We start from the raw sequence: 18,479 nt of genomic DNA, 5'->3' as shown, positions 1-18,479 counted from the left end.
ATGCCGTGCGCGTACTGGCGATTGGAGAAGATACCATGAAAGCTCTCGTTTATCAGGGCCCTGGCCAGAAGGCCTGGACAGAAAAGCCCAAGCCCGCCTTGCAGCAGCCGACCGACGTGATCGTGAAAGTCACGAAGACGACGATCTGCGGCACCGACCTTCACATTCTGAAAGGCGATGTTCCGGCCGTCACGCCCGGTCGTATCCTTGGCCATGAAGGCGTGGGCGTGGTCGAAGCCGTCGGCCCGGCGGTGCAGAATTTCAAGCCCGGCGATGCCGTGCTCATCTCGTGTGTCACATCCTGTGGCAAATGCGCGAACTGCAAGCGGCAGCTCTATGCGCATTGCTCGGACGGGGGCTGGATTCTGGGGCACCTGATCGATGGCACCCAGGCCGAATATGTGCGCATCCCCCATGGTGACAATTCGCTCTATCCGATCCCCGAAGGCGCCGATGAAGAGGCGCTGGTCATGCTCTCGGACATCATGCCCACGGGTCTGGAGATCGGCGTGCAATATGGCCATGTCCAGCCCGGCGACACGATCGCGATCGTGGGGGCCGGGCCTGTCGGCATGTCGGTGCTGCTCACATCGCAATTCTATTCGCCGGGCCGCATCATCATGATCGACATGGATGCCTCCCGCCTCGAACTGGCCAAACAGTTCGGCGCGACCGACACGGTACAGGTCGGCGCCGAAGACCCGGTCGGGAAGGTCATGCAGATGACGCAAGGGCTTGGCGTCGATGTCGCCATCGAGGCGGTGGGCGTTCCGGCGACCTTCGACATTTGCCAGAAAATCGTGGCAGCAGGTGGCAACATTGCCAATGTCGGTGTTCACGGAAAGCCGGTGGAGCTTCACATCGAGGAACTGTGGATCAAGAACATCACCATCTCGATGGGGCTGGTGAACACCAACACGACGCCGATGCTCCTCAAGACCCTGCGCAGTGGCAAGGTCGATCCGGCGCGAATGATCACCCATCGCTTCAAGCTCGACGACATTCTGGCCGCCTATGAGGTGTTCGGCAATGCGGCCCGCGAAAACGCGATGAAGGTCATCCTCAGCGCCTGACTCCACGAGGGCTGACGGCAGGACTGGCGATGTGTCCGGGGACATCTCGGACACATCGCGCCATCATCCCCGTTCGCCGCCAAACCCGCTTCCGTTCAAAGCGCGGCGATCACGCCCTGCCCCAGTGCAAGCCCGCCATCGTTGGCCGGAACCTGCCGATGGGCGAGCGGAACGAACCCGCGTGCGCGCAGGGCCTGCCGCAAGGCGGCCAGCAGCACGCGGTTCTGCATCACCCCACCCGAAAGCGCGACGCGCTGCCCCGCCCGCCCCTGTTCGGCCACACTGTCCGCCAGCGCATCGGCGAGGGTGAGGTGAAAGCGGGCGGCAATGCGCCCCGGCGCGAGGCCTGCCGCGCAGTCGGCCAGAACAGGGCGCCACAGATCGGCCCCCATGCGCCCGGACAGGAGCGGGGATTGCGCCCGATAGGCCGTTTCATCCGCCACGAATGGCCGCGCGAGGGCTTCGAGCGCCATGGCCGCCTGCCCTTCGAACGTCTGGCGCGCGGCATGAAGGCCCAGCGCGGCGGCCACCGCCTCGAACAGACGCCCGGCAGACGAACAGGGCGGGCAATTCGTGCCCCCTGCGATCATCGCCTCGGCCAGCCGCAGGCGGGGATCGGCCTGATCCGCATCGGGCGGCAGATGGGCCATGACCGGCCCGGCATGGGCGCGCCAATCCGGCCCGAACGCATGGACGAGCTGGGCCAGCAGGTTGCGCCACGGCTCGCGCATGGCCGCCGATCCGCCAATCAGTGGCACGGCAGCCAGCCCATCGACCCGCTGCGCATGGCGATAGCCGCCCACCAGCACCTCGCCGCCCCACAAGGCGCCATCGTCCCCCAGCCCGAGACCGTCGAGCAGGAGGCCCAGCACCGGCTCATCCCCCTCCCGCACACCATTGTCGGCCATGCAGGCGGCCATGTGGGCATGGTGATGGCCCACGCGCACCAGCCGCGCGCCGCATTCCGCCGCCATCGCCTCGCCAAGCTGGGTCGAGAGATAGCCCGCATGGGCATCGACCGCGATCACCTCGGGTGTGAACGCGAATATCTGGCGATAGAGCGCGAGCATCGCGCGATAGTCGCCCAGCACGGCGGCCTGTTCGAGATCGCCGACATGGGGCCCCACGATGGCTTCGCTGCCCCGGATCAGCGCGAAGCTGGCCTTGAGTTCGCCGCCCATCGCCAGCGTGGGCGGCAGATCGGCAAATGGCAGGGGGATGGCGGACGGAACATAGCCGCGCGCACGGCGCAAGGGCATGACCTGGCCTTCCTCGTCGAGGGCCAGCACGCTGTCGTCGAGACGGTTGACGATGGCGCGGTCGTGCATGACGAAGCCTTGCGCAAGGCCTCCCAGCCGCTCGCGCGCGGCGTCGTTGTCGATCACTTGCGGCTCCCCGCCGCGATTGCCCGAGGTCATCACGAGGGGACCACCAAAAGCTTCGAGCAGCAGATGGTGCAGCGGCGTTGCGGGCAGCATGACCCCCAGATGGTCCTGTCCGGGGGCCAGTGCTTCGGGAACCGGCACATCGGCGCGGCGCGGCAGGAGCACGATGGGCGCGGCAGGCCCGGCCAGCAGCGCCTCGGCCTCGGGCGAAACCGCGCACCATGCGCGCGCCTGATCGAGGTTGGCCATCAGGGCAAAGGGCTTGGCATCGCGCGCCTTGCCCGTGCGCAGGGCGGCCACGGCAGCGCCATGGGCCGCATCGCAAGCCAGATGGAAACCACCCAGCCCCTTGACCGCCAGCACCGCGCCTTCGCGCAGCATTTTTGCAGCATGAGCGAGCGCGGCACCGGGAATTTCCGCCCCTTGCGCATCCTCGATCCACAGGCGCGGGCCACAGGCCAGGCAGGCAATCGGCTGGGCATGAAAGCGCCGGTCCGCCGGATCGGCATATTCGGCGGCGCAATCTGGGCACAGCAAAAAGGCGGCCATGCTGGTCTGCGCGCGGTCCCATGGCATGCCATGTGCGATCGTCAGGCGCGGGCCGCAATGGGTGCAATTGGCAAATGGATGATGATGGCGGCGCTGGGCCGGATCGCGCACTTCGGCAAGGCAGGCCGGGCATGTGGCCGCGTCGGGCGGGATCAGGGCGCCCCGCCCTTCCGTTCCGCTGTGTACGATGCGGAACGCCTCGGGCGCGGCGCGGCCCTCGGGCAGCGACAGCGGTTCGACGCTGGCGACATGGGCGAGCGGCGGGGCTTCTTCGGCCAGACGCCGCGTCAGCGCATCGAGCGCATGGGGGGCGCCCCATGCCGCGATCAGCACCCCCTCGCCATCGTTCGAGACTTCGCCCCGCAAGCCCAGTTCGCGCGCCAGATGCCAGACGAACGGGCGGAAACCCACGCCCTGCACCACCCCGCGCACACGCAGGCCGCGCCCTTCGTCAAGACAGGACGGCGCCGCCATCAATGGACCGTACAGACCATGCAGGGATCGAAGCTGCGCACGATATGCTGCACGGAAACCGGCTCGGTCTCGCCACTGCGCAAGGGCGCGCCGACGAGCGCCTGTTCGAGGGGGCCCGGCGTTCCGGCCGCATCGCGCGGTGAAAAATTCCAGGTCGTCGGCGCGATGATCTGGTAGTGGCTGATCCGCCCCTGATCGAGGCGCAGCCAGTGGCCCAGGCTTCCGCGCGCGGCCTCAGTCAGGCCCATCGCGTCGCCGGTATCGAGACGCGGCGAGGTATCCTGAAACGGGGCTGCCGGGTCGATCACGTCGATCCAGTGCTCCATCGCGATGGTCACCAGCGCCACTTCGACGAGCCGGGCGACCACGCGCGATTCCACATTGGCGCCATCGCGCGCCACCATGTCGCGCAAGAGCGGATGGCCCGCCACGAGTTGCCGGGAAAGCGCGCCCACTTCGGCGACATGGCCGCCCAGCCGGGGCGCCTTGCACCAGCTATAGGCATCCGGGTTTGCCATGTCGGGCATCGGCGCGGCACTGCGCGGGGGGCCACCCTCGCCGCGATACCACGCGTGGGACACGTCTTCGGCAATGGCCCCGAGCGGCAGGGGAGCCGCCGCGCCCGCCTGGGCATGGAACACCCCGCGCGCGAACAGCGGGCCATCGCTGCTGGCATAGGCCCCGAACGACATGTGGCGCAGGCTCGTGCGCCCCAGCCCCGCGAGGCCCAGCGCACGCGACAGGCGCAGGAAATGGGCAGCATCGCCCGGCGACCCTTCGGCCCAGGCATAGAGCGCATCGCGATTGGTGAAAGCCGCCACCTGTTCGAGCGGGGCGGCGAACAGGCTCGTCTCGCAAAAAGCGCGGAAGCCCGCCAGCATCAGCCGCAGCCGCGCCTGTTCGGCCCGCGTGATCGCCCGCGTCGAGCCACCCGGCTGGATCGAGAGCGTGTGCGGCCACTTGCCCGCCAGAACCCCCATCAGGTTCATCAGCCCGGCCCGCGCGGGCAACATCTGGCTCGCCGCCGTGCCCTTCATCGCGGTAAAACGCGCGGCGGCGGCCTCGTACCATGGCTCGGCCGCATAGGTCTCGCGCGCGAAGTCGGGCATGAAGAACAGGTAGAAATGGGTGATATGATCAGCCAGATTCTCGACCGCGTGGACGAGATTGGTGGCATGGGCGCCATTGGGCGGGGCCACGCGGCGCGCATGGCCCGCCGGTCGCACGCCCGCCAGCGCGCGGGCCGCCGCCACGCTCTGCGAGACCGAGCAGATGCCGCAGATGCGCGGGGCATAGACCAGCGCATCTTCCGCCGCGCGGCCCACCAGCATGCCCTCGAACCCGCGATAGAGCGGCGAGGTCACGCGCGCGGCCTCGACATGGTCACCGGCCATGTCGAGGCGCACTTCCAGATCGCCCTCCACCCGGTTGAAGGGGCCAATGATCAGGCGGGGGGTATCGCTCATCTCTCTCTCTTGCGCCGGTCGCGCGGCAGGACGGCAGGTATGGGGCGCGCGGCGTTTTCCTTGAGCCGCCGGGGCGTGGCCGCCTTCGACAGGCTGGCGAGCGCCACGAACCAGGCCTTGGGCATGTCGGTCGGCAGGCCGATGGGAATGCCGCTGATCTTGGGGGTGACCGCAAAGGCGTGGCCGGGTTCCTCGAAACCGGGGGCGGTGCAGGCGATGCACGGATAGCCACCCGTCAGGCACGAGCCCGAGCCATTCCACGCGCGCGTGTTGCAATCGGCGCGGGCCTGGGTGCCCTTGCAGCCCAGGTTTTCCATCATGCAGCCCAGATCGCCCAGATCCTCGGCGCTGGCCTTGAATTCGTAGAATTCGTTGCGCGCGCAGCCATGGTGGACGAGCGAGGCGGTATAGGCGAGCGGGCGCTCCCATTCGTCGAGGTCCGCCCCGGCCATCGTCCCGCCCGCGATCTGCATCAGGGTATCGACGAACCAGCCCGGATGGATCGGACAGCCCGCGATATTGATCACCGGAAGCCCGCCACGCGCGCGGAACCCCTCGCCCAGCAGGCCGCCCGGCACGGTGCCGTCATAGGCAAGGCCGCCCGCCTCGACCGCATTGCCCCCGCCCATGGTGATCCCGCCAAAGGCCGCGCACGAGCCGACCGCAACGACATGGGTGGCATGGCGGGCGATGCCCTCGATCATCTCGCGCATCGGGCGCCCGGTTCCGGCCATGATGTGGAAGCCGCCCGTGCCATTGGGACCATGGATGACCGAACCTTCGAGGCAGAAGATATCGACCGGCTCCTCGCCGCTGGCCGCCGCATTGAGGATCGCGCGCGCCTCGGCGCCCGTCGCCTCGGACAGCGAGGGATGCCAGAGCACCTCGACGCGCGCCGCCCGCAGCGCCGCGACCAGATCGGGCCCCTGCTGGCCGAGCAGCGACATCGTGCAGCCCCCGCAGCCCCCCGATTGCAGCCAGATCAGCCGCAAGGGGCGATCCTGGGCGCGCTCATGCTCCCCTGCACTCATGTTTCCGCTTCCTCGCCCCCATCCCCGCCCCCATCCCCGCCTTCGCCATGGGCGGGAAGGCGCAGCGTGAAGGCCGCCCCCCCGCCCGGCGCATCGGCATAGTCGAGGCTGCCCCCCAGCTTGCCCGCCATCGTGTAGGACACATAGAGCCCCAGCCCGGTGCCGGACCCGATCGGCTTGGTGGTGAAGAACGGCTCGAAAATCTTGTCCTGCACACTGGCCGGGACACCGGGCCCGTTGTCGACCACGCGCACGACGATCTCCTCGCCCTCCTGCCGGGCAGAAAGGCTCAGGCAGGGCGGCTGCTCCCGCGCCTCCCCCTGCCCGCTTGCCAGGGCATCAGCCGCGTTCTGGACGAGGTTGACGAGAATCTGGTGCAACTGCCCCTTGCGGCTCACGATGTCGAGCCGCTCGGGCAGGTCGAAGCAGACTTCGGGCGGATCGCGCATGGTCTTGATCACCCAGTCCACCGCCGTCTGGACGAGGCGGACGAGGTTGAAGGTTTCGAGCGGCTCGCGCTGGTTGGCCGAAAAACGGCGCAAGTCCTGCACGATGTCACGCACGCGCTCGGCCCCTTCGAGGGTGCCATCGACCAGCGGGCTGATGTCGGCCAGAACGCGGTCGATCTTGAGCTTCGCGCGCAAGGCCGCCAGATCCTCGCCCGAACGCCCCTCGTCGAGCGCGGCCAGATATTGCGTGATCGCCGCGCCATAGCGCTTGAGCGCGTACATGTTGCCGAAGACGAAGCTGATCGGGTTGTTGAGTTCGTGGGCAACGCCCGCCACCAGCCGCCCGAGCGCGGCCATCTTCTCGGTGGTCAGCAATTGCTGCTGGGTCTGGCGCAGCCGCTGGTGCGCGGCGCCCAGTTCGCGATAGGCGCGCTGCAATTCGCCGATCGGGCGCCCGACCAGCACCATGCCGGCAAAACGCCCGCTGGCATCGCGGCGCGGCGCACTGTTGACCGAAAGCGCGCCCGAACTGCCATTGGCGGCAATCGCCTCCCACTCGCGCCCCTCGACGACCGCCTGCCCGCGCGCCAGCGCATCGAGCGCGGCGAGCAGATCGGCATGATCCTCCACGCGGAAGAGATCGAGGATGGCGGTTCCGACCAGTTGCTCGGCACTCTTGCCGACCAGCGTGGTGAGCGCCGGATTGACCTGCTCGATCCGGCCTTGCGCATCGCAGACCACCAGCACGTCGGTCATCGCGCCCAGCACCGAGCCGAGAAAACCGCGCGCCTGTTCAAGGGCCGTGTTGTGTTCCTCAAGCGCGACCTGGCTCGACACCAGATCGGCATAGACGCTGTCCATCTGGCGGATCACGTCAATCCACAAGTCCTCGCCCTGCGCGCCCATTTCGGCAAAGGCACCGGTCAGATCGGGGTCCTGAATGCCTGTCGTGTGATCCCCTCCCGTGCCGCTCATCCGCTATGGCCTGCCTTGTCGCCTGTGCGCGCCCGTACTGGCGGAAGGGGATGAACATTTTCAAGACCATATCGCTCAAGCTTGGCCCGCAGCCCCACCCGCGAAAGGCCCAGTTCGCGCGCGGTGCCGCTCTTGTTCCAGCGGTGGCGGATCAGGGTCTCGCGGATGATCCGCGCTTCCATGGCGCTGACCCGTTCCCTGAGGTCGCCGTGCGGCCCCGACACCAGCTCGACAGGGCTGTCCTCTGCCACGGGCAGGGCGTCCTCGCGGGGGGCATGGATATGGGGCGAAACCACGTCGAGGCCGAGCCAGCGCCCTTCCTCGCCGCGCACGAGCATGCGCTGGATCTCGTTCTGCAATTCGCGCACGTTGCCCGGCCAGTCGTAGGCGGCCAGCCGCGCCATCGCCTCGGGCGCGACGCCGGGCACGCTCTTGCCCATGCGCGCCATGGCCTGTTCGAGCAGGCTCTCGACCAGCACCGGCAGGTCGCCGGGGCGGTCCTTGAGATCGGGCAGGCGCACGATCATGCCCGCGAGGCGATAGAACAGGTCGGCGCGAAAGCGCCCCTCGCGCATCTCGGTTTCAAGGTCGCGGTTGGTCGCCGCGATCACCCGCACGTCGATCTTGCGCGTGCGCCCGGCGCCCAGCGGGCGGATCTCCCCCTCCTGCAAGACACGCAGCAGCTTGACCTGAAACGCGGGCGAAACCTCGCCGATCTCGTCGAGGAAGACCGTGCCACCATCGGCGCGCTCGAACAGGCCGACATGATCGTCGATGGCGCCGGTAAACGCGCCTTTCTTGTGGCCGAACAGCTCGGATTCGAGCAGTTCGTCGGGCAAGGCCCCGCAGTTTTCGACCACGAACGACTTGTTCCAGCGCAGCGACCCGTAATGAAGCGCACGCGCGGCCAGTTCCTTGCCCGTGCCCGAGCCGCCGATCAGCAGGACCGGCACATCGAACGGCGCCACTTGCGCAAGCGCCCCGCAAACCTCGTCCATCGGGCTGCCCGGCGCGCGCACGATCCCGTCGTTCACGTCATAGGCCCGGCGCACTTCGGCCTTGCGCTTCTCGACCACGCGGCCCGCCGCGCTGGGCGCCATGCGCAGTTCGACCGCCAGCAACTCGTTCTCGCGCTGAAGCTGGAACAGGCGGCAGGCCGATTGCAGCGTGAGCAGCAGGTGTTCGGGGTGCCAGGGCTTGGTCACATACTGGAAGATGCCCGCCTGGTTGATCCCCTCGATGATGTCATGCGCATCGGCATAACCCGAGATGATCATGCGGATCACATCGGGCCAGCGTTCCTTCACATCCGTCAGGAACTCCACCCCGCTGCGCTCGGGCATGCGCTGGTCGCACAGGATCACCTGCACCCAGCGGTCAGCCAGAAGCTTTTCCGCCTCGCGCGTCGAGGACGCGGTCAGGACCTCGAAATCGTCTTCGAGAATGCGGCGCAGCGATTCCAGGCTGCGGATCTCGTCGTCGACGATAAGGACAGTGGGGAGCAGTGCCGGATCAGCCATCGTCACAGCCTCTAGCAGATCCGGGGCAGCGGTTCACCCGCCAGCCAGTCGACCACGCGCATGCCCCCGATCAGCGTCTGCATCCGCAGCAAACCGGGTGTTCCGGGCGCGGCCCGCTCGCCCACCGTGCCCACGCGCACGGCGCCCGCGCCTTCGGGATGGGCCCGCATGATCGCCAGCAGCGCCTCGGCGTCCTCGGGCGGGCAGATGCACACGAGCTTGCCCTCGTTGGCGATGTGGAGCGGATCGAGACCGAGCATCTCGCAGGCCCCGGCCACTTCCGGACGCACCGGAAGCGCGGCTTCCTCCAGCGTCATCGTCACGCCCGCCGCCTCGGCCAGTTCGTTGAGCGTGGCGGAAAGCCCCCCGCGCGTGGGATCGCGCAGAACGGCGATGCCGGGCACGTGCGCGACCATCTGCGCCACCATGCGATGCAGCGCGGCGCTGTCGCTTTGGATTGCCGTGCCAAATTCGAGGCCCTGACGGCGCGACAGGATCGCCACGCCATGATCGCCCAGCGGCCCGGACACGAGGATCGCCATGCCCGGCGCGATATGGGCAGGCGCCATGTTCACCCCTTCGGGCACGACGCCGACGCCCGTGGTGGTGATGAACACCCCGTCGCCATGGCCGCGTTCGACCACTTTGGTATCGCCCGTGGCGATCGGCACCCCCGCCGCGCGCGCCGCCGCGCCCATGCTGGCGGCGATGCGGTCGAGATCGGCGAGCGGAAAGCCTTCCTCGATGATGAAGGCCGCCGCCAGCGCGACCGGCCAGGCCCCGGCCATGGCCACGTCGTTGACCGTGCCATGGACAGCCAGCGAGCCGATGTCGCCGCCGGGAAATTCGAGCGGGCTGACGACATGGGCGTCGGTGCTCATCACCAGCCGTCCGGGCGGCAGGGGATCGAGCCGGGCGGCATCATGCCCCTGATCGAGCAGGGGATTGGCGAAATGGCGGGCGAAAATCTCGCGGATCAGGCGGGTGGTGGCCAGCCCGCCGCCGCCATGGGCCATTTCAACGCAGGCACCGGGGCGCAGGATCGTGCTCATTCTGCCGCTTCCATTTGGGCCCCATCCATTTGCGCCATCGTTTCCGCGCGACGATAGGTATAATAGGCCGCGCAAGACCCTTCGGAACTGACCATGCAGGCTCCCAGCGGGGTTTCGGGCGTGCAGGCCCGGCCAAACAGCTTGCAATCCTTGGGGCTTTTCACCCCGCGCAGGATCGCCGGGCACTCGCAGCTCTTGGTTTCGCGGCTCTGCTTCTCGCTGATCGCAAAGCGGGTCTCGGCGTCGAATTCGGCAAAAGCCGGGGCAATCGCCCGCGCGCTGAGCGGCACAGAGCCCAGCCCCCGCCATTCAAAGCTGTCGCGCAGCACGAAAACCTCGTCCATCATCGCCTGCGCGCGCGCATTGCCCTCTTCGGTCACCACGCGGGCATACTGGTTCTCGACTTCGGCGCGCCCCTCGTTGACCTGACGGATCAGCATGAGGACCGATTGCATGACATCGAGCGGCTCGAACCCGGCAATCACCATCGGCTTGCCATAGCGCGCAACGAGCGGGCGATAGGCGCGCGCGCCGATCACCGTCGAGACATGGCTGGGCCCGAGGAACCCGTCGAGGCGGACGGCCTGAGCGGGGTCGATGTCGGGCGCTTCGAGCACATGGACCATCGCGGGCGGGGTCAGCACATGGTTGCAAAACACGCTGAAATTGCGCAGCCCCTCGCGCCGGGCGGCCAGGATCGCCATGGCGCTGGCCGGGGTCGTCGTCTCGAAGCCGATGCCCATGAAGACGACCTGCCGGGTCGGGTTGGCGCGCGCGATCTCCAGCGCATCGAGCGTCGAATAGACCATGCGGATGTCGGCCCCGGCGCCGCGCGCGGTGAGCATCGAGCGCCGCCCGCTGCCCGGAACGCGCATCATGTCGCCATAGGTCGCCAGAATCACCCCGTGCCGCTCGGCCAGTTCGAGCGCATCGTCGAGCCGCCGCATCGGCAGCACGCAGACAGGGCACCCCGGCCCATGGATGAAGCGGACGTTGCCGGGCACCAGATCCTGCACGCCATAGCGGAAGATCGCGTGGGTATGCCCGCCGCAGAACTCCATGAAGGCATAAGTCCGGTCGGGCCGGGCCTCGCGCGCGATGGCGCGGGCAAGGCTCTGCGCGAGGGCCGGATCGCGAAATTCCGAGACGTATTTCATGCCCTGACCTCGCTTCCCGTCTCGGCCCATTCGGCCAGTTCTTCCTGCAAGAGACCGGCCTGCGCCATCATCCGCAAGGTTTCCTCGGCCTCCTCCACGCTCACCTTGTGCAGCGCAAAGCCGACATGGAGCAGCACATAGTCACCCGGCACGACATCTTCGAGCAGGCCGACCGAGACCTGCCGCGTGACCCCACCGGCCGAAACCGTGGCCATCGCATCGGGATGGAGTTCGAGCACGAGCGCAGGGATGGCAAGACACATCGTATTTCTCCCGAACTCAGCCCGCGACCGGTGCGCTTTGCGCAGCCAGTGCCATGCCGCGCGCCGCACGCAGCCAGTCGAGCCAGGCGCCCATGCCCTCGCCGCTGCGGGCCGAAACCTTGAGCACGCGCACGCGCGGGTTGACCCGGCGCATATGGGCAATCGCCAGATCGACATCGAAATCGAGATAGGGCAGCAGGTCGACCTTGTTGACCAGCACGAGATCGGCGCTGGCGAACATGTCGGGATACTTGAGCGGCTTGTCCTCGCCTTCGGTCACCGAAAGGATCGCCACGCGCGCGCCCTCGCCCAGATCGAAGGCCGCCGGACAGACGAGATTGCCCACGTTCTCGATGAACAGCACGCTGCCCGCCGGCGGGTCCAGATGGTCGAGCGCATGGCCGACCATGTGCCCGTCGAGGTGGCACCCCTTGCCGGTGTTGATCTGGATCGCGGGGGCGCCGGTGGCGCGGATGCGGTCGGCATCCTGGCTGGTCTGCTGGTCGCCCTCGATCACGGCGACCGGATAATCGGCCCCGATGGCTTCGAGCGTGCGGCACAGCAGCGTGGTCTTGCCCGAGCCGGGGCTCGACACGAGGTTGAGCGCAAGGATGCCCTGCGCGGTGAAACGGTCGCGGTTGGCGGCGGCATAACGGGCATTCTTACCCAGAATGTCGGCCTCCAGCCGGATCAGCCGGCTCTGGCTCATGCCCGCGACCGAAACCCCGGCGGCACCCGCGCCATAGTCGAGATCGCCTGCCCCGTGCCCATGGCCATGGCCATGGCCATGCTCATGATGATGATCATGCTCATGATCGTGGTGATGATGGTCATGGTCATGGTCATGCCCGTGATCATGATGGTCGTGATCATGCCCATGGTCATGATGGTGGTGATGGCCGTGGGCATGACCATGCCCCTTGTCCATCGTGGCGCCCCCGTCGCTGCAACCACAAACCGTACACATCACACCACCTCCAATTCACGAATGGTCATGTCGTCCCCACCCGTCACCTGCAACTGATAGGACCCGCAGCGCGGGCAAGCATCATAGCGCGCGGCGATTTCCACCGTTTGCGCGCAGACCATGCACCAGGCCGTGCCCGGTACATCCTCGATTTCCAGTTTCGCGTCCTGCGCCACGCTGCCGCGCATGACGACATCGAAGCCGAAACGCAGGGCCTCGATTTCCACCCCCGAAAGGGCTCCGATAGCCAGAACCACACGCTCGACCCGTGCGAAGCGGGCCGTTTGGGCCTGCTCCTCAAGGATCTGGCGGATCGATTCACAGATCGCCATTTCATGCATCAGTTCGCCTCCACGGCAGGGTCGAGGACCCAGCCTACGCAAGGGTCGATGGCCTGCATCGTCCAGTCGACCGCGCGCGCGTCGCCACAGGCCGCCAGCAGGGCGAGCGCGTCCCCTCCGGGGGCAAAGCGCCGCGCGCTGGGCGCATCGATCCGGTACTCCACGATCTGGCCATGCTCCACCCGCACCTGATGGACTAGGCGCCCGCGCGCGCACTCCACCGATGCCTCGCCATGGCCGGGGCCAAGACGCCGCCCCTGCGGCAACGGGCACCCTGCGGCAAGCTCTGCCAGCCGGGCGGGAATGCCCGCCAGCGTTTCCAGCCGCGCGGCAAAGGCGGGGGCCAGTTCGGCGGGCGCGGCGGCCAGAACCCGCGCGGGCAGGCCTTCCGCCCCGCGCGCGGCGATCCAGCCCATCAGCCCATCGGGATCGGGCACCTTCCCTTCGCGCGTCACCTGCATGAGGGCACGCGCGGCCTCGACCTGCGGCGCCTCGCCCAGCAGGGCCGCCCAATCGAGACAGAGCCGCAAGCCGGTCTCGCGCGCGATCTCCACGAGCGCGGCGCCCGTGACGGCCCGCAGATCGGATGCGGGCATGTCTGTGGCCATTGCCGCCGCCAGCGCCAGATCGGCGCACAGCCCTTGCGCCGCGCGGCAAAGCCCATGCAAACGCCGCACCGCCTGCGCCGCCCGGCCCGCAGGCAAGCCGCGCAGCAGGCCTTCGACCGCCGGAAACACCGCCTCGGTCACATGGGCACAAACCTGCCCCTGCGCGCCCGCCTTCAGGCCCAGACGGAGCCGCAAGCCGGTCATGCCGCCGCCTCTCCATTATCGCCATCCCCGCGCGCCCAGCCGAACAGGCCGCGACGGCTGACAGGGCGCGTGGGCAGCGAAGGGGGCGGCGGCGGCGCTTCGGGTTCGGGCGCGGTCATGATCTCGACCATGGCCGCCTGCGCGGTGGCGAGCGCCGCCTCCATCGTTTCGAACGCATCCATCGGCGAGAACAGCGAGACCATCCAGTAAGGCCCCAGTTCGTCCTCGAACCCGGCAATCGCCTCGTAGGCGCCCGAGGGCAGCACGAGGTCGCGCTTGGTCCCAACCCGCACCGGTTCGGGCGCGCCGAGGGGGAAAGCCATGATGTTCATGAACCAGGGCGTCACCAGAACGCCCACGTCATGCCCGCCAAAGGTCTCCAGCCCGCACAGCGCGACACCGAGCGCCGGGTTGAGCACGGGAATGCCCGCCATGCGCACGGTGGCGATCATGGTGAACACGCGCTCGACCCGCGCGGTCAGTTCGGAAAGACGCGCCGCATCATCCCGGTGGCTGGAAAGGGCCGCAGGCAGGCTCATTCGACCACCATGAAGCCCTGCTTGGGCGCGTCGCATTCCGGGCACGTCCAGTGATCGGGCAGATCGGCAAAGGGCGTGCCGGGCGGAACCTGCCAATAGGTGCAGCCTTCCGCCGGGTCATAGATATGCCAGCAGATCTTGCACTCCAGCTTCATCTCCGGGCTGATCCGCGCGTTGTCGCCGCCGAACGAACCGCCAAAGAAATGGTCGCTGGCCGGATCACCGGGTCTGGCAGACGGATCCCCGCTCACTGATAGGTGGCCAGGATTTCGGACAGACGCTCGGCGCTGTCGGCGAGGTCTTCGGGCGCGGCCTGGGCAACCGAAGGCAGGCTGGTCAATTCGATCGAATTGAGGATCAGCGAGTCCTGCGAGTTGAAATAGCGCACCCACCAGCCATGGCGCGTGCCGGTCGAGCGGATGCGGCAATTGCCATAGCCGCGCGACAGGATGATCAGGTCGCCCTGCCCCAGCGCCGCCTCAAGAAAGGCCAGATCGCCTTCGGTATGGGGCAGCAGCGAAAGGTTGATGACATGGGGCCCTTCGCGCGTGGGCGTGGCGGGCGCATGGGCGTTGATCTCGGCGATCAGCGCGGGGGCATTGAACACGCCCTCGATCACCTTGTCGGGCATCACCGCCTCGTCGCGCGCGCGCTCGAACGCGCGTTCGACAATGCCCGCCGGGAACATGCCGATGTCCACCCGGTCGCGGCGCCCGGCGCCGTCCGCGCCTGTTTCACGCACGCGCCAGACCCCGGCGAGGACCGATTCCTGCGCCTGGAACGTACTGCCGCTGATTACCGAAACCTCGCCCTCGCCCAGCATCTGGTCGACAAAGGCCATGTCCGCCGGGGCCAGATGCGACAGGTCGACGCTGGCAGGCGCGCCACCGGCCACGACCTGTTCGAGCGCGGCCAGGATCGCCGCGCCCGCCGCCACGCCAGCGGCATGTTCATCGGCCAGATCGCTGTCGGGGATCGTCGCCATCGAGAACACGCGCATGTCGTCGGGCATGATCATGTAATCGAGCGTGGCGCCATCGGCATCGGCGGGCTGGCTGCCGGGGCCCACGAAGGCCCCCATCAGGCCATCGGACGCCCCCGGCATCCCGCCACCCATCAAATCGCCCATTTCGGGCATGTCGGAAATACCGGACATCAGGCTTCTCCCGCCGGGGTGGCGCAACCTGCGGGCATGCGGAAGGGCGGCGGCGCCTCGGGCTCGCGGCTGAGGATCTCGGGCAGCTCGACCAGATAGTCGGCCCAGTCGCGCACGCCTTCCATCGCGCCCAGATAGGCGCCCTCGCGCAGGAACACGAGCGCGGGGAAGCTGGTGAAGCGGAAGCGGCGCTGCAACGCACGCTCGGCCTCGCGCGTGGCCACCAGCACGGCAACCTGACCGTCGAGGGCCTTGTCGAGTTCGGGCACGATCACCGCCAGATCGTCGGATTCGGCCAGCCGCCACCAGTCACCCGCGAGCAGCACCATCGAAAGCGGGTGAACGCCCGCCACCGCGTCGAGCGTCTCGGCATCGACAAGGGCATAGCCATGGCGCGCGATCAGCGAGGCCAGCAGCGGCGAATGGGCCGTGCGGTCAGGGGCGGTACTGGCGGGCGCCACATCTGTCGGCACAGGAGAGGGAACGGGGGCATTGGGGATCATCGGGTCGGCTCCGGGAAGGGTAGCAAATGGTCGGGAAGATGGGGCTCGCGGGCGAGCAGGTCGGCAAAGGCGGCGTCGAGATCGACCGGTTCGCCGCGCAGCAAAGCATCGAGCGCACGGACGGCAGAAACGGCCTGAAGCGCGCTTTCCTCGTCCATCGTCTCGCGCGCGGCGTCGAGGAAGGTCATCAGCCAGGTGCCCGGCGCCACAGCGCCCACCAGCGCCATGTCGATATGGTGCAACGGGCCGTCAGGGTCGCAAGGATTGCGGCACAGCGCCACGCCGCTCCCCATCTCGACCACCTGCATGGGCAGCCCCACGCACATCAGAGCATGACCCGCAAATTGGGGCCGCCCAGAATCGCGCGCAGTTCGGCCTCGTGGGCTTCGGCGCTGGGCGGGCCGGCCCACTGGTCGCCTTCGAGCACGCGGGTATCCCCCAGACGCGGCGCCACCGCGTCGTCGGGGCGCTCTTCCTCATAGCGCTCGATCACCATTTCGAGGCTGCCCAGCCCCTGTTCGGGCGCGAGGGGCTCCGCACGCAAGGTGGCATGAACCCCGCGCGCGGCCAGCCAGTCGAGCGCAGCAGCAATCGCCACGTCCATCTTGGCCTTGACCGTATCACGCAGCGAGCCGCCGAAGTCCTCGATCTCCTCGGGCTGGACACCCACGAGCAGGAGTTCCTCGGGCGCCTCGCCCATCATCTCGGCCATGGCCAGAACTTCCTGGAAGCCCGTCTGGTGGAGAGAGACCTTCTTGGCGCCCATGAAGCTGGGCACATCCGCGCCCTCGACCAGCTTGAGCGTGGCGGGCGGCAGGCCATAGTCGACCGCATCGAAGACCACGAGCATGTCCGCGTCGCGAATGTCCTGCACGAGGTAGATGCCCTGCGTGCCGCCATCGGCGAGCCGCACATTGTCATCGAACGACCAGTAGCGGTGGAGATGCTCGACCGCGCGGACGCCAAAGCCCTCGTCGGCCCACAGAAGATTGCCAATACCCAGAATCAGCACGCTGGGCCGTGCATCAGGCCGTTCATGGGCCCGTTCATGGGGCAGTGTCGCTTGCATCGGTCTCTTGCTCCCCAGCCCGCCCCCTTTGCGGCGCGCGGAAGGAACGGGCCGGGAGGTCGGGTCTGTCTTGCGCCCCTTTTGGGAAAGGGCATGATCGGCAAGAGAGGTAAGCAAGGGCGATGCCAAATCAGCACCACGCCAAAAAACACCGGATCAGGCAGGTGGAAACAGAGCATCCATCGGCACTGCACGTTTTCCTTCCACTCTGCGCAGGCCATTTCTCCATCGCAAATACGATCAAACACTTTCCACCATGGAAAGGAATAATGGAAACCTGATTTCCAGTTCGACACAAAAAAGGGGAGCCAGATGGCTCCCCTCCTTCCACATCCCGCCCCATTCGGTACAGGGGGGTAGCGCAAGTCGATCAGTCGATCGGCGTGACCTTGCGGTTCTTGCGCCAGCCCGAGATCATCGAGGTGATGATCGCCTCGCGCGAGAGAATGTCCTCGCGCACGGCGGCATAGATGTGCATCAGCACGAAGATCACCATCGCCCACATGCCGAAATGGTGCAAAGTGTGGATGGTGAAGCTGTTGCCGCCAACCAGCAGCAGCACCGGCCCGGTGAAGACGGTGTGGATCCAGCCCGCGCCTTCTCCCTCGCCATAGAGGGCAAAGCCGGTGATGATCATGAAGATCACGACCCACATGAACATCACGTGCATCGAGATGATCGCCAGCGGGTTGTGCCCGATATAGCGGCGGGGCGAATGCTCGGCCTTGAGGTAGCTCACCGACTCAAGCCAGACCCCGCGCCAGAACTTGCGCGAGAAAAACGGCGGCCGGATGATTTCCCGCGAGAAATAGTTGCCCACGAAGCTCCAGTAGAGCCGGAACAGGATCCCCACCGCCATGATCTGGCCGCAGGCAAAGTGGATGAAACGGATCCAGCCGAACAGGTAGTGCGCCGAAGGCTCCCCCGTCAGCGCCGGAGGCGGCGATCCGATCAGGTAGCCGGTCAGGAACAGCCCGACGATCGCGGCAGCATTGATCCAGTGCCAGGCGCGCACGGGCGCCTCGTAGACATAAACCATGCCGTCACGGGTAATTTCCGCGTCGATTTTTGAGGATTTGATGAAACGCTTGGCCATCACGCCCTCCCCGGATCAGGCTGCGAGCAGCGCGAGCCCGGTCGCACCGAGCGCGAGGCCCGCCACCACACGGCCCTGCGCGCGCGCAAAAATGCTGCGGCCAGCCAGCCAACCGGCAGCATGGAGCAGCGCCGAAGAAGCCAGGAAACCGGCAAAATAGGCCGGCAGCGAACCGGTCGCCTCAACCCCGTGGGCCATGCCATGGAGCAGGCCCGTTGCCGCGATCAGCCCCAGCGCAAGGCGCGAGGGCAGTTGCGCGGCCATGACCAGCATGGCCCCCAGGATCAGCACCGAGGCGGCCACCATGGTTTCCAGACCCGGCACCGCCCCGACGGCGACACCAAGGCCAGCCCCGGCGGCGAGCGCCGCCATGAAGGCCACCGGCGCCTGCCAGGCCTGACGCGACGAGCGCGTGGCAGCCCAAAGGCCCACGGCGACCATCGCAGCCAGATGGTCGACCCCGGTGAACGGATGGATCAGCCCCGACAGCAGCGTGCCGTCGTCGTGGCCGGGGTGCGCGAGCGCGGGCGTGGCGCTGGCCAGCAGGGCCGGCGCTGCGATCATCATCTTGGAAAACTTACGCATATCTCAAACTCCCTTGG

21 protein-coding genes are annotated in these 18,479 nt (G+C 67.6%); 1 reads left to right on the top strand and 20 read right to left on the bottom strand.

Features of this window, described 5'->3' with window-relative positions:
* Positions 1–35: 35 nt before the first annotated feature.
* Positions 36–1,073: a zinc-dependent alcohol dehydrogenase family protein gene (locus tag SBI20_RS00830; protein ID WP_317973245.1), complete on the top strand. Its 1,038-nt coding sequence runs from the start codon at positions 36–38 to the stop codon at positions 1,071–1,073.
* Positions 1,074–1,168: 95 nt separating this feature from the next.
* Here the strand turns inward: SBI20_RS00830 and hypF are convergent, their stop codons facing one another.
* From hypF to SBI20_RS00730, 20 genes are all read right to left on the bottom strand, one after another.
* Positions 1,169–3,481 (bottom strand): carbamoyltransferase HypF, encoded by a 2,313-nt coding sequence (gene hypF / locus SBI20_RS00825; RefSeq protein WP_317973244.1) that lies wholly within the window; start codon positions 3,479–3,481, stop codon positions 1,169–1,171.
* The gene (locus tag SBI20_RS00820) at positions 3,481–4,947 is read right to left on the bottom strand and encodes a nickel-dependent hydrogenase large subunit (protein ID WP_317973243.1); all 1,467 of its coding nucleotides are present in this window, start codon (positions 4,945–4,947) and stop codon (positions 3,481–3,483) included. Before SBI20_RS00820 ends, hypF begins: the two co-directional genes overlap by 1 nt.
* Entirely contained in the window at positions 4,944–5,978 is a 1,035-nt protein-coding gene (locus SBI20_RS00815) for an NADH-quinone oxidoreductase subunit B family protein (protein ID WP_317973242.1), read from the bottom strand. Before SBI20_RS00815 ends, SBI20_RS00820 begins: the two co-directional genes overlap by 4 nt.
* Complete coding sequence (locus tag SBI20_RS00810) at positions 5,975–7,402, bottom strand: PAS domain-containing sensor histidine kinase (RefSeq protein ID WP_317973241.1); 1,428 nt, start codon at positions 7,400–7,402, stop codon at positions 5,975–5,977. The genes SBI20_RS00815 and SBI20_RS00810 overlap by 4 nt, the downstream gene beginning before the upstream one ends.
* Entirely contained in the window at positions 7,399–8,922 is a 1,524-nt protein-coding gene (locus SBI20_RS00805) for a sigma-54-dependent transcriptional regulator (RefSeq protein WP_317973240.1), read from the bottom strand. The genes SBI20_RS00810 and SBI20_RS00805 overlap by 4 nt, the downstream gene beginning before the upstream one ends.
* An 11-nt stretch (positions 8,923–8,933) precedes the next feature.
* Positions 8,934–9,974 carry a hydrogenase expression/formation protein HypE gene (gene hypE / locus SBI20_RS00800; protein ID WP_317973239.1) on the bottom strand — a complete coding sequence of 347 codons (1,041 nt, stop codon included), beginning with the start codon at positions 9,972–9,974 and terminating at the stop codon, positions 8,934–8,936.
* Entirely contained in the window at positions 9,971–11,131 is a 1,161-nt protein-coding gene (hypD, locus tag SBI20_RS00795) for a hydrogenase formation protein HypD (protein WP_317973238.1), read from the bottom strand. The genes hypE and hypD overlap by 4 nt, the downstream gene beginning before the upstream one ends.
* Positions 11,128–11,394, bottom strand: a complete 267-nt coding sequence (locus SBI20_RS00790; RefSeq protein ID WP_317973237.1) for a HypC/HybG/HupF family hydrogenase formation chaperone — start codon at positions 11,392–11,394, stop codon at positions 11,128–11,130. Before SBI20_RS00790 ends, hypD begins: the two co-directional genes overlap by 4 nt.
* Positions 11,395–11,410: 16 nt before the next feature.
* A complete protein-coding gene (gene hypB, locus SBI20_RS00785) occupies positions 11,411–12,103 on the bottom strand; it encodes a hydrogenase nickel incorporation protein HypB (protein WP_317973236.1) in 693 nt (230 codons plus the stop codon).
* Positions 12,100–12,309: a hypothetical protein gene (locus SBI20_RS00780; protein ID WP_317973235.1), complete on the bottom strand. Its 210-nt coding sequence runs from the start codon at positions 12,307–12,309 to the stop codon at positions 12,100–12,102. The genes hypB and SBI20_RS00780 overlap by 4 nt, the downstream gene beginning before the upstream one ends.
* A 51-nt stretch (positions 12,310–12,360) precedes the next feature.
* A complete protein-coding gene (gene hypA, locus SBI20_RS00775; protein ID WP_317973234.1) occupies positions 12,361–12,693 on the bottom strand; it encodes a hydrogenase maturation nickel metallochaperone HypA in 333 nt (110 codons plus the stop codon).
* A gap of 8 nt (positions 12,694–12,701) precedes the next feature.
* A complete protein-coding gene (locus SBI20_RS00770; protein WP_317973233.1) occupies positions 12,702–13,514 on the bottom strand; it encodes a Ni,Fe-hydrogenase I large subunit in 813 nt (270 codons plus the stop codon).
* On the bottom strand, positions 13,511–14,053 hold the full coding sequence (hybE, locus tag SBI20_RS00765; protein ID WP_317973232.1) for a [NiFe]-hydrogenase assembly chaperone HybE: 543 nt from the start codon (positions 14,051–14,053) through the stop codon (positions 13,511–13,513). Before hybE ends, SBI20_RS00770 begins: the two co-directional genes overlap by 4 nt.
* Complete coding sequence (locus SBI20_RS00760) at positions 14,050–14,304, bottom strand: rubredoxin (protein ID WP_317973231.1); 255 nt, start codon at positions 14,302–14,304, stop codon at positions 14,050–14,052. Before SBI20_RS00760 ends, hybE begins: the two co-directional genes overlap by 4 nt.
* Complete coding sequence (locus SBI20_RS00755; protein WP_317973230.1) at positions 14,301–15,209, bottom strand: hydrogenase expression/formation protein; 909 nt, start codon at positions 15,207–15,209, stop codon at positions 14,301–14,303. Before SBI20_RS00755 ends, SBI20_RS00760 begins: the two co-directional genes overlap by 4 nt.
* A complete protein-coding gene (locus SBI20_RS00750; RefSeq protein ID WP_317973229.1) occupies positions 15,209–15,712 on the bottom strand; it encodes a thioredoxin domain-containing protein in 504 nt (167 codons plus the stop codon). Before SBI20_RS00750 ends, SBI20_RS00755 begins: the two co-directional genes overlap by 1 nt.
* Positions 15,709–16,038: a HypC/HybG/HupF family hydrogenase formation chaperone gene (locus SBI20_RS00745; RefSeq protein ID WP_317973228.1), complete on the bottom strand. Its 330-nt coding sequence runs from the start codon at positions 16,036–16,038 to the stop codon at positions 15,709–15,711. Before SBI20_RS00745 ends, SBI20_RS00750 begins: the two co-directional genes overlap by 4 nt.
* On the bottom strand, positions 16,038–16,781 hold the full coding sequence (locus SBI20_RS00740; protein WP_317973227.1) for a HyaD/HybD family hydrogenase maturation endopeptidase: 744 nt from the start codon (positions 16,779–16,781) through the stop codon (positions 16,038–16,040). Before SBI20_RS00740 ends, SBI20_RS00745 begins: the two co-directional genes overlap by 1 nt.
* Positions 16,782–17,151: 370 nt before the next feature.
* On the bottom strand, positions 17,152–17,877 hold the full coding sequence (cybH, locus tag SBI20_RS00735; protein ID WP_317973226.1) for a Ni/Fe-hydrogenase, b-type cytochrome subunit: 726 nt from the start codon (positions 17,875–17,877) through the stop codon (positions 17,152–17,154).
* A gap of 15 nt (positions 17,878–17,892) precedes the next feature.
* Positions 17,893–18,462, bottom strand: coding sequence for a HupE/UreJ family protein (locus tag SBI20_RS00730; protein WP_317973225.1), 570 nt, complete (start codon positions 18,460–18,462; stop codon positions 17,893–17,895).
* Between the last annotated feature and the right edge of the window lie 17 nt (positions 18,463–18,479).

The organism is Novosphingobium sp. IK01, from assembly GCF_033242265.1.
GTDB classification, from domain to species: domain Bacteria; phylum Pseudomonadota; class Alphaproteobacteria; order Sphingomonadales; family Sphingomonadaceae; genus Novosphingobium; species Novosphingobium pituita.
The sequence above is the reverse complement of the archived record's forward strand: the minus strand, read 5'-3'. Positions and strand labels throughout refer to the sequence as shown.

What these genes read in the sequence shown, in the direction of transcription:
- SBI20_RS00830 (WP_317973245.1), top strand. Translation starts at nt 36, where the DNA reads ATGAAAGCTCTCGTTTATCAGGGCCCTGGCCAGAAGGCCTGGACAGAA.
- hypF (WP_317973244.1), bottom strand. Translation starts at nt 3,481, where the DNA reads ATGGCGGCGCCGTCCTGTCTTGACGAAGGGCGCGGCCTGCGTGTGCGC.
- SBI20_RS00820 (WP_317973243.1), bottom strand. Translation starts at nt 4,947, where the DNA reads ATGAGCGATACCCCCCGCCTGATCATTGGCCCCTTCAACCGGGTGGAG.
- SBI20_RS00815 (WP_317973242.1), bottom strand. Translation starts at nt 5,978, where the DNA reads ATGAGTGCAGGGGAGCATGAGCGCGCCCAGGATCGCCCCTTGCGGCTG.
- SBI20_RS00810 (WP_317973241.1), bottom strand. Translation starts at nt 7,402, where the DNA reads ATGAGCGGCACGGGAGGGGATCACACGACAGGCATTCAGGACCCCGAT.
- SBI20_RS00805 (WP_317973240.1), bottom strand. Translation starts at nt 8,922, where the DNA reads ATGGCTGATCCGGCACTGCTCCCCACTGTCCTTATCGTCGACGACGAG.
- hypE (WP_317973239.1), bottom strand. Translation starts at nt 9,974, where the DNA reads ATGAGCACGATCCTGCGCCCCGGTGCCTGCGTTGAAATGGCCCATGGC.
- hypD (WP_317973238.1), bottom strand. Translation starts at nt 11,131, where the DNA reads ATGAAATACGTCTCGGAATTTCGCGATCCGGCCCTCGCGCAGAGCCTT.
- SBI20_RS00790 (WP_317973237.1), bottom strand. Translation starts at nt 11,394, where the DNA reads ATGTGTCTTGCCATCCCTGCGCTCGTGCTCGAACTCCATCCCGATGCG.
- hypB (WP_317973236.1), bottom strand. Translation starts at nt 12,103, where the DNA reads ATGAGCCAGAGCCGGCTGATCCGGCTGGAGGCCGACATTCTGGGTAAG.
- SBI20_RS00780 (WP_317973235.1), bottom strand. Translation starts at nt 12,309, where the DNA reads ATGGTCATGCCCACGGCCATCACCACCATCATGACCATGGGCATGATC.
- hypA (WP_317973234.1), bottom strand. Translation starts at nt 12,693, where the DNA reads ATGGCGATCTGTGAATCGATCCGCCAGATCCTTGAGGAGCAGGCCCAA.
- SBI20_RS00770 (WP_317973233.1), bottom strand. Translation starts at nt 13,514, where the DNA reads ATGACCGGCTTGCGGCTCCGTCTGGGCCTGAAGGCGGGCGCGCAGGGG.
- hybE (WP_317973232.1), bottom strand. Translation starts at nt 14,053, where the DNA reads ATGAGCCTGCCTGCGGCCCTTTCCAGCCACCGGGATGATGCGGCGCGT.
- SBI20_RS00755 (WP_317973230.1), bottom strand. Translation starts at nt 15,209, where the DNA reads ATGTCCGGTATTTCCGACATGCCCGAAATGGGCGATTTGATGGGTGGC.
- SBI20_RS00750 (WP_317973229.1), bottom strand. Translation starts at nt 15,712, where the DNA reads ATGATCCCCAATGCCCCCGTTCCCTCTCCTGTGCCGACAGATGTGGCG.
- SBI20_RS00745 (WP_317973228.1), bottom strand. Translation starts at nt 16,038, where the DNA reads ATGTGCGTGGGGCTGCCCATGCAGGTGGTCGAGATGGGGAGCGGCGTG.
- SBI20_RS00740 (WP_317973227.1), bottom strand. Translation starts at nt 16,781, where the DNA reads ATGCAAGCGACACTGCCCCATGAACGGGCCCATGAACGGCCTGATGCA.
- cybH (WP_317973226.1), bottom strand. Translation starts at nt 17,877, where the DNA reads ATGGCCAAGCGTTTCATCAAATCCTCAAAAATCGACGCGGAAATTACC.
- SBI20_RS00730 (WP_317973225.1), bottom strand. Translation starts at nt 18,462, where the DNA reads ATGCGTAAGTTTTCCAAGATGATGATCGCAGCGCCGGCCCTGCTGGCC.